Annotated in this window: 9 protein-coding genes and 1 pseudogene; 6 read left to right on the plus strand and 4 right to left on the minus strand. The window is 47.7% G+C overall.

Annotated features, from left to right (window positions below):
• Positions 1-897: 897 nt before the first annotated feature.
• From ACRJJO_RS02330 to fae, 4 genes are all read left to right on the plus strand, one after another.
• On the plus strand, positions 898-1,458 hold the full coding sequence (locus ACRJJO_RS02330; protein ID WP_431064333.1) for a Uma2 family endonuclease: 561 nt from the start codon (positions 898-900) through the stop codon (positions 1,456-1,458).
• A 21-nt stretch (positions 1,459-1,479) separates the two neighbouring features.
• Entirely contained in the window at positions 1,480-4,803 is a 3,324-nt protein-coding gene (locus tag ACRJJO_RS02335) for a VanZ family protein (RefSeq protein ID WP_431064334.1), read from the plus strand.
• 87 nt (positions 4,804-4,890) lie between these two features.
• Complete coding sequence (locus tag ACRJJO_RS02340) at positions 4,891-5,301, plus strand: glycine zipper 2TM domain-containing protein (RefSeq protein WP_431064335.1); 411 nt, start codon at positions 4,891-4,893, stop codon at positions 5,299-5,301.
• A 77-nt stretch (positions 5,302-5,378) separates the two neighbouring features.
• Positions 5,379-5,930 (plus strand): formaldehyde-activating enzyme, encoded by a 552-nt coding sequence (fae, locus tag ACRJJO_RS02345; RefSeq protein ID WP_431064336.1) that lies wholly within the window; start codon positions 5,379-5,381, stop codon positions 5,928-5,930.
• Positions 5,931-5,952: 22 nt separating this feature from the next.
• On the opposite strand, the gene ACRJJO_RS02350 is transcribed toward fae, so the two are convergent.
• Positions 5,953-6,225 (minus strand): helix-turn-helix domain-containing protein, encoded by a 273-nt coding sequence (locus tag ACRJJO_RS02350; protein ID WP_431064337.1) that lies wholly within the window; start codon positions 6,223-6,225, stop codon positions 5,953-5,955.
• A 177-nt stretch (positions 6,226-6,402) separates the two neighbouring features.
• Here ACRJJO_RS02350 and ACRJJO_RS02355 point away from each other — a divergent pair.
• Together ACRJJO_RS02355 and ACRJJO_RS02360 are read left to right on the plus strand one after the other, a co-directional pair.
• Positions 6,403-6,987: pseudogene (locus tag ACRJJO_RS02355) on the plus strand (nitrogenase component 1).
• 104 nt (positions 6,988-7,091) lie between these two features.
• Positions 7,092-7,307 carry a peptidylprolyl isomerase gene (locus ACRJJO_RS02360; protein ID WP_431064338.1) on the plus strand — a complete coding sequence of 72 codons (216 nt, stop codon included), beginning with the start codon at positions 7,092-7,094 and terminating at the stop codon, positions 7,305-7,307.
• A 92-nt stretch (positions 7,308-7,399) separates the two neighbouring features.
• On the opposite strand, the gene ACRJJO_RS02365 is transcribed toward ACRJJO_RS02360, so the two are convergent.
• The 3 genes from ACRJJO_RS02365 to ACRJJO_RS02375 all read right to left on the minus strand — a co-directional run bounded on the left by ACRJJO_RS02365 (position 7,400) and on the right by ACRJJO_RS02375 (position 8,468).
• On the minus strand, positions 7,400-7,555 hold the full coding sequence (locus ACRJJO_RS02365) for a hypothetical protein (protein ID WP_431064339.1): 156 nt from the start codon (positions 7,553-7,555) through the stop codon (positions 7,400-7,402).
• Between the two features lie 277 nt (positions 7,556-7,832).
• Positions 7,833-7,967, minus strand: a complete 135-nt coding sequence (locus ACRJJO_RS02370) for a hypothetical protein (protein WP_431064340.1) — start codon at positions 7,965-7,967, stop codon at positions 7,833-7,835.
• 30 nt (positions 7,968-7,997) lie between these two features.
• Positions 7,998-8,468 (minus strand): hypothetical protein, encoded by a 471-nt coding sequence (locus ACRJJO_RS02375; protein ID WP_431064341.1) that lies wholly within the window; start codon positions 8,466-8,468, stop codon positions 7,998-8,000.
• Positions 8,469-8,831: the final 363 nt, after the last annotated feature.

Consider the following 8,831-nt stretch of genomic DNA (forward strand, 5'->3'; position numbering starts at 1 on the left):
ATTAAGGCTAGCGCCATGCCGTTTAATTGACCTTTTTTTCGGGTAACGGACTATGGCAGGAACACAGGCAGGGAAAAGAACTCTTCAATATTGATCTTTCTGTATTTTGACTAAAATAGTGGGACGTTTAAGGTTGCAATGCAAGGCATTGCGGTTGCTACGAAACACCGCACTGACAGTAGGCAGAAAAATGGCTAACCTGCACCAGCTTAACCCGCTTTAACTGAATGATAAGGTTTTGGTTGGGATTTCAGTAATCTATCATGGCAAGAATTTTTACCTGTTTTAAGATAAGCCAGATAACTTAATTAAATATCTACGTATTATAGTTCTAAATAATCGTGAATGTCCGTTTACTCATTTTTGGATGACCCTAATGTATGGCTTCGATAGTCGGGTCTTGGCCGTTTGGAGAAATTCGAATTATTTTTTAAAGCGGACGCTCACAACTTCTGCGGAATATAATTGGATTATATACGAATAAATTTTTACAACGTCATGATTATAAAAGGTTTAAAAAATTACGAGGGTTTGGGCTTAGAACCCCTAATATGTCCATGTAGGCCCCTCACCTAGCGTTAGGTGAAGGGCCGAGCATTCCGGAGTCTCCTTAGACACTGCCGAAATTTGAAGTGCGAAAGCTATAGAAAAAGCATTTCATGGTTAAACTACCGAATTTAGGTTGAATGGCTGATTCTGTAGGTCCTGACCGGTTTCTTCGCGATTACAATCTAACCGGCTTAGTTCATCGTCAAGGCTGGGAGTTTTAGACGGCGATCTTTTCGCTATTCGTTGTATTCGCGCTGGCGGGTTTCATTTATCATTACGACTTGAAAAGGATTTTATCGGTCAAAAAGGAAATGTAATCAACGAACTGCTTAAACCGAAGAGTCCATCATGAATCAACCGGCTTTACGCGAGGCGACTTACGAAGACTTGTTCGATCTGCCCGAGCATTTCATCGGCGAAATCATCAACGGGCAGTTAATTACTCAACCGCGCCCGGCACCAAGACATGCCTTGGCCGCTTCGGTGATCAGCGACCAGTATATCAGTCCTTATCATCGAGGTAGGGGAGGGCCGGGCGGTTGGTGGATATTGTTCGAACCCGAATTGCATTTGGGTCGAAATATTCTGGTCCCGGACTTAGCCGGTTGGCGGCGCGAACGCATGCCGCAACTACCCGAAGAAGCTTATTTCAGCATTGCTCCCGACTGGGTTTGCGAGGTGATTTCGCCCGGAACTTCGCGCATCGATCGCGCCGTTAAGATGCCTATTTATGCGGCATGCGAAGTATCGTGGCTATGGCTGGTCGATCCGGGATCAAAAACGCTTGAAGTCTACCGCCTGTTGGAAGGACATTGGCTGCTTGAGCATACCTGGCAGAATGACGATATGGTTAGGGCGCCGCCTTTTGACGAAGTTGAACTGGCCCTGGCGGACTTGTGGGCTCCTTGATGGTCACTCACGGGCTTTCGTATGAATAAAAAACTTCTTATCGGTGCAACGCTATATACCTTGTTCGTCGTCTACGGCAGTTTGGTTCCGCTCGATTACCGACCAATGCCTTTCGACGTTGCTTTGGAAAAATTCCGAAATATTCGTTATCTCAATCTAGGCATAGAATCGCGTGCGGACTGGGTTGCGAATATTCTGCTTTACATACCGCTGGCTTACTTTTGGGCGGCTGGTTTTGGCGGTCAATTTCGCGAATACACCCGGCTACTGGTTGCGGTGCCGGTTTTGCTGTTTTGTTGGACTTTGGCTGTTTCGGTCGAGTTTGCTCAGTTATTTTTCCCACCCCGTACCGTTTCGATCAACGATTTGATCGCCGAGGCAATGGGCTCGGCCATGGGCGTAGGACTTTGGTTATTTTCAGGCGATTATTTCCGCCGTTTATCTCGTCATCTCTCGCTTGGTAATTTTCTATCGATCAAAGCGGCGATTATTTTCTATATCGCCATCTATTTTGCCTTAAGTTTTTTTCCGTTCGATTTTGTTATATCCCATCAAGAGTTTGACACTCGGTTGGCCTCGGGCAATCACAGCCTGTTTATGTCCATCGATACGTGCCGAGCCGATGGTATTCGCTGTGTGGTCAAGCTGGGGGCCGAAATAGTCGTATTGATTCCGTTAGGCATTTTACTCTGTTTATTGCCTTATATTTCGCACCCCAAACTGGTTTGCATCTTAACCGGTTTTTTTATCGGATTGTTCGTCGAAATCGGTCAATTATTTTTGGCATCAGGCGTGGCGCAAGGCATTTCGGTGTTGACCCGTATGACCGGATTGGGGGTGGGCGCGGTTGTGTTTGCCTTTTTTTCTAAACACGACAAAGATTATTGGATCGCTTGTTTAAAACCCACGGTGTTAACGCTTCTTCCTCTTCATGTTTTTTTGGTAGCCGCACTGAACGGCTGGACCGGCGGGAATTGGATCGGTCTTGAAAAGGCGCTTGAAAAACTCGATACGGTTCAGTTTTTACCGTTTTACTATTTCTATTACACGACCGAATCCTTGGCCATGGTGAGCTTACTCAGCAACATCGGCATGTATTTTCCGATCGGCTTGGCATTTTGGTTGTGGAACTATGCGGACTCCAAACCTGAGCGAGTTCATTGGTGTTTAGTCGGATTATCTGCCGCTGTTTTTGCTACGTTGATAGAAACCGGCAAGTTGTTTTTAGCGCCTAAGCATCCCGATCCGACCGATGTGTTGATCGCATTTGCTTCGGCGGCATTGGTCTATGAATTGCTTAATCATGCGATGCGCTGGTTTTCAAATGGTAAGATCAAGCAGGGAAGGGGATTATCGATTGCCGAAGCATTCCACGATCACGAAAACTCTATTTCAGAGGATGATCCTATTCGGTCATCGGCAACCGTCAAACCGGAAGAAATCGATAAACGTTGGCGCGTATTATCGGGGATTCTTGCGTTGATTATTGGTTGGGCTTTATTGAATTATCCGATCGGCGCACCATTGCTATCGGCATTATTGATTGCTTACGGGGTTTTATTGTTTCGTTACCCCCATGCTTGGCTATTCGTCTTACCGGCAATGCTACCGGTTCTGGATTTTGCCCCTTGGACCGGTCGGTTCTTTTTTGACGAGTTCGATCTGGTCGTCATGACAACCCTTGCGGTTTATTATTGGCAAAAATCCAGCATTCGATTAACCCGACAGTTTTCCGGAACGGTTAAGTTATGTTTAGGGATGTTTGCGTTAATTTACCTAATTAGCCTATACAGAGGCTTATTTCCGCTGCAAGACATCGATATCAACGCCTTTTCCAATTACTACAGCTACTATAATAGCTTACGAGTGGGCAAGGGGGTCATTTGGGCATTCTTTTTGTTTCATCTGTTAAAACAAACATTGCAGCAATACCCAAAGGCAAAACAGTATTTCGGTTACGGAGCATTGTTGGGATTGATCGGCGTCATTAGCGTTTCGATTTGGGAGCGCTTTTTGTTTTCCGGCTTGTTTAATTTTGAAAGCGATTATCGCATCACCGCAATGTTTTCAACCATGCATACCGGCGGTGGGCATATCGATGCCTATTTAGTCTTGGCATTACCTTTTATTGCGATGCTGTTTCTCTACGCGCCTCGCAGATTGATAGGCGGAATGGCCGGCTTTGGAATTTTTGCTGCCGGCCTTTATGTCCTGATGGTGACCTTTTCCCGGGGACCTTATCTGGCTTTTGCTATAGCGTTGATCGTTTTTTTGATCAGTCTAGTTTTTGCCGTTAATGCGAAACATTTGCGCACTAACCGAAAATCAATACCGCTGTTGAGTGTGGTATTGCTAGTTCCGGTCATGGTCATTCCGGTCTTTCAAGGCGGCTTTATACAAGAGCGCTTCAAGCGTATCGATCAAGATCTGGATGTTCGCCTACAACACTGGCAAGCTATTCTCGACATGAGAGATGAAGATGTCATGACGACTTTATTTGGAATGGGCGTTGGCAGTTACCCAAGAACCTATTTTTGGTGGCATAGAGGCATTGGCATGCCGGCCACTTATACGATACAAAACGATGATGGAAATCGCTATTTGCGCTTAGGGGCAGGGGGGGCGCTTTATTTAGACCAACAAGTCGCGATAGAGCCTGACACCAAATATCGTTTGTCTGCAGATTTACGAACGGATTCGGGGCAAGGGGAGGTTACATTCCCTATCTGTGAAAAATCGTTATTATATTCGTTTCGTTGCGTCTGGAGTACCTTACGAATCAATTCCGAGCCGGGCACCTGGAGCCGGACGGAAGAAATCTTAAATACAAAATATGTCGGATCCAGTTTGGGTAAAACAGTGGGGGAATTGTCGAGACGTCCGGTTAAATTGGGTGTTTACAATAATAGTCAAGGCAATGTCATTGACATCGATAATATCAGCTTAATTGATTCTAATAATAAAAATCTGCTTAGCAATGGCGACTTTTCCGAAGGTATGGATTATTGGTTTTTTACGATCGATAATCACCAGGCTCTCAATATCGACAATTTTTGGGTACATCTATTATTCGATCTAGGCTGGTTTGGTACCACTGCATTTATAATCTTGCTGATTTATGCTTGTTATCGACAGCTTAAAGCGCTTAGCAAAGGTGACTACTATGCGGCGATTTTACTCTCATCGTTTTCGGGATTCGTGGTTGTCGGTACAGTTGGAAGCCCATTCGAAGCGCCTCGACTCAGTTTATTATTTTTTCTGATCGTGTTTTTTGCATTGAGCGAAAACAAAAAATTACCATTACGCAAGCGAACCCCGGAATTCGTTAAGTCGTCATTAAGTTAAGCCTTGGAAAATGTAGCCCGACCATAGCTAAAAGGCTACGGATACGTTAACCGTTATACGCGTTACTTTTTTTCAGGAGATTCAAAAATGATGAAATTCATTGCAATAATCATCACAGGTTTGGTTTTTTCAACATCGGCCTTGGCTTCAGGCGGACATCATCATAAGGGTCGAGGTAAAGGATATAGCAAACACTATTACCAACCGAAGCATAGAGCTAAACGATACCGGACGGTTGAACGCGTTTATTATCGCGAAGAGGTCCATCACTATCCGCAAAGAGTCACTGTTTACGAGACAGTGCCTCGTTATATACCGGCACCTGCCTATGTACCGGCTCCACGCTATAGCCGCTATGATCAAGGATCCACTCAAGGTCTGGTAGGCGGCGCTGTAGGTAGCATGTTAGGGTATGAAATTGGAAGAGGCGATCCGATTGCATCGGGCATCGGTGCGGCGGCCGGCTCATTGCTCGGCAACGAATTGGGTCGTAGATAACGATTGCAATTTTATTCGTTGCGGATTGCTATACGCCAGGAATAGAATGCCGATTTTTAACCTTACAGGTGTTTTATATGTCAGATTCAATTTGGTTTAGAACCGGTGAAGCCACCGTATTTTCCAGCGAAGGGCAAGGCACGGATGCCATGCCTGAAATTCTTATCGGCAGCGTTAAAGGGCCTGCAGGCCACGCATTTGCCAATTTAATGGGGCAAACCGAAGGGCATACTCGGATGTTTGCAATACGGGCCTGTAACCAACAAGTGCGTCCTGCTACCATCATGGTACCTAAAGTTACGATAAAGTCGACCGACTATGTGAATCTATTCGGCGGCCCCGTTCAATCGGCAGTCGCCGATGCAGTACTGGACAGTGTAATCGACGGCGTGATTCCGGCCGACCAGGCCAATGAAATTTGCATCATCGCAATGATATGGATAGCACCTGAATGCGCAACCGATCCAAACCTTGATCGCAAAGATTTGTATCGAACCAATTATGAAGCGATGAAGTTAGCTATTCAGCGTGCGATGACACAATCGCCGAGTATCGAGGATCTGATTGCCAACCGTCATAAAATCGTACATGAGATGTACGACCCGGAAACCGGCGAGTCACAGTGGTAACTAAATACTATTAGGCTATAGCTCATACACTTTGGCCTTCAGTTTGCACAGCACTTTGACCGCTGACAAGCCCGGATAGGTTTGCAGCAACTGAATAATGTACGCGGTAATCGTCCAGCTTCTTACCACGGGCTATCTCTTCCTGCAGGGCACTAATGTCCGCAGCCGACAGCTTCAGGTATTTGCTCACGGTGTTACGGGAAATACCCAATTGACTGGCAATCTGACGCTCGGATAAGCCGTTGCCATCGTTGTATAACGCTTTAATCTGATGGATCACAATCCACTCCTTCATGACGCTCCCTGGAAAAAATTCAGGGACTCTGTCAGATTTATTGGTACAAATAAAGTCTGAAAAAGTGGCTCAAAATTGTTGGCCATTTCTGGCTCAGTTTAATTGGCCATTAACAATTCGATCAAGCAAGCGATCGACAACTATGATCCGCCGGCGGTCTCCATCTACAACACCTGCGTGCCGGCCCTGGTCGGCGACGATATCGGCGATCCCGATTTGACCGAACGTACCGAAGCGTTGATCGCGCGCGAAGAAGCACGGATACGCAAGGCCTTGGAGCCCTGGCGCGAAAGATTGGCCGGTAAGCGCGTACTGTTGTTCACCGGCGGCGTGAAGAGTTGGTCGGTGATTTCGGCATTACAAGATTTGGGCAAGGTAGTCGTCGCGACCGGCACGAAAAAGTCGACCTAGGAAGACAAGGCGCGCATCCGCGAGTTGATGGGCGAGGATACCGTGATGATCGAAGACGGCAGCCCGAAAGCCTTGCTGAAGATCGTCCGTGATTACCAGGCCGATATTCTGATCGCCGGCGGCCGGAACATGTATACCGCGTTGAAGGCGCGCGTGCCGTTTCTGGACATCAACCAGGAGCGCGAATTCAGCTACGAGGGCTATCAGGGCATGCTGGAGTTGGTTCGGCAATTGGCGCTGACGATCGAGAGTCCGGTTTGGTCGGCCGTTAGGGCCCCGGCGCCGTGGAAAGCCGCAACACTTATCACGGATGGCGAAACAGTATGCGTGGCGTACCCTGCGGCGGGGTGATCGACGATGGCCGAGATACTCAAACGCAACCGCTGAAAATCTTGGAAACGGAGCGCCAGCGAAGTGAAGATTTTTAGTCCCCGATAGCCGTAGCGCCGGGTGTTTTGCCGGAGTCTGCGCGACTAGCGCAGGGCAAGCCTCATAAATGCGAGGATTTGGCGTTGAAACATTCCGAATGCCCGACCGCGCTGCAAGGCGGAATGCTCGGCGTGTTCGCGCGGGGCACGTTGTATTCCGAAATCGACGAAACGCTGTTTGCAATGAAAAAAAACGATATCAGCGGCATCGTCGAAACCGAAATCGGCTTCCATTTGCTCTAGTGCGTTCAAATTCATAAGGCGGAAACGTTGTCCCTGCAAAAGGCGACGCCGAAAATACGGCAAATTATGCAGGAACGGTATAGGCGTAATTGTCAGCGTACCTGGCTGGCCGGGTTGTCTCGAGAATGGTGAACGGATAGCGGATTGCTGGGAATAGGAAATTCACTGTTTTCCAACTCCGGTTTGGGAAATTCTTCGGCAAGCTCTTGCTTGCCGGTTTCGAGAAACTGGAGCTTCTCGTATCGCATTCCCAAGCAAAGAGCTTGGGAATGCGCGATATAAGAGGGGGTGAATAATTACCGGTGGCCGGTTTCATGATCCATTCACTATTTTCTATTCACTATTCACCCACCTCCAGTAATGGTCACATCATGAAACTTAAGTGGAGCGGTTATGCAAAAAACCAACGAGACATGTTCCTTTTGCGGTGTCGAGGCATCGGTCGACGTGCCGTTGATCGCGGGCGCAGAGTTTTACTTCCCGGCAGACCGCGGCGCCATCGACCGGACGATTAGGCCGGTTACGCTATAGATAATAAGGATTAGCGATCCAATCGCGCAGCACGGCTTCGTCCCGTTGCGGTAGGTATGCGAAATCGCCGGTGATGTCCTTATAAACCGTTTGGGCGCTGTAAGGCGATACCAGCTTGCTTTTCACCATGTAAAAAAACCACGCAAAGGAATATCCGGCCTAACGGTCGAAGCGGTTTAACAGATCGTTTAGGGTGGTGCCTTTTTTACCGGTTAAATCTTCGAGATAGGGCAGACGTTTGTTTTGTGTATTGATTAATTCTGCGTTGACGATCTGTTCTCCGAATCGTCCGGTGTATTGAGACGGACGAATCAGCCGGTCTTCCGTGAATAAGTGTTTTTGTTCGGCGCTGCTGCGGTTCCAGTCGTCGATGAAACGCTGCACGGGATGCTCGAAGGCGTGGTGTTTGTTGATAGCGTCCATAAATAATCGGATATCGGTTTTCCGCCGGTAGGCGTAGCGCGAGGTGCCGACTGGAACGTTTTCAATTCCGGCCGGATTCAGCGGGTCGATGATTTCTTCCATATCTTCCGGCGGTGCATGGTCATTTATCAGTAAACGGTCGAATACTTCACGGGTTTTATCGATTTGGATCAGCGTGAAGTTTTCGCAGCAGGGGCCGGTTTGCACGGCCAAATACAAGGATTGTCCGGATTGCCGTGTCGCGATCAGCTTTTGTTCGTTTGCGTGCTCCGATCAAGGTTTGTAGATTTCGTCCGCATTCGATCAAGTCGTGAGCGACACGTTTCCCTTCGGCGTCGACTACACCGCTGATCCGGTACCATTCTTCGCCGACCCAGACCAAACGAACCGGATGGTCCGAAATTAACGATTGCAAGGTCTTTATGAGTAGGTCGTCGTTCGGGCCCGGTATCAATTTCTTGCATGTTGGTGTAATACAAGCAGTCGTGTTACCAGCCGCCATTTAAAACTGTCGAACGTCGGATAGCAGGGTAGAACCGCAATACGAACCGAAACAGCAATGTGCCCAAC

The organism is Methylotuvimicrobium sp., from assembly GCF_050611805.1.
Taxonomy (GTDB): Bacteria; Pseudomonadota; Gammaproteobacteria; order Methylococcales; family Methylomonadaceae; genus Methylotuvimicrobium.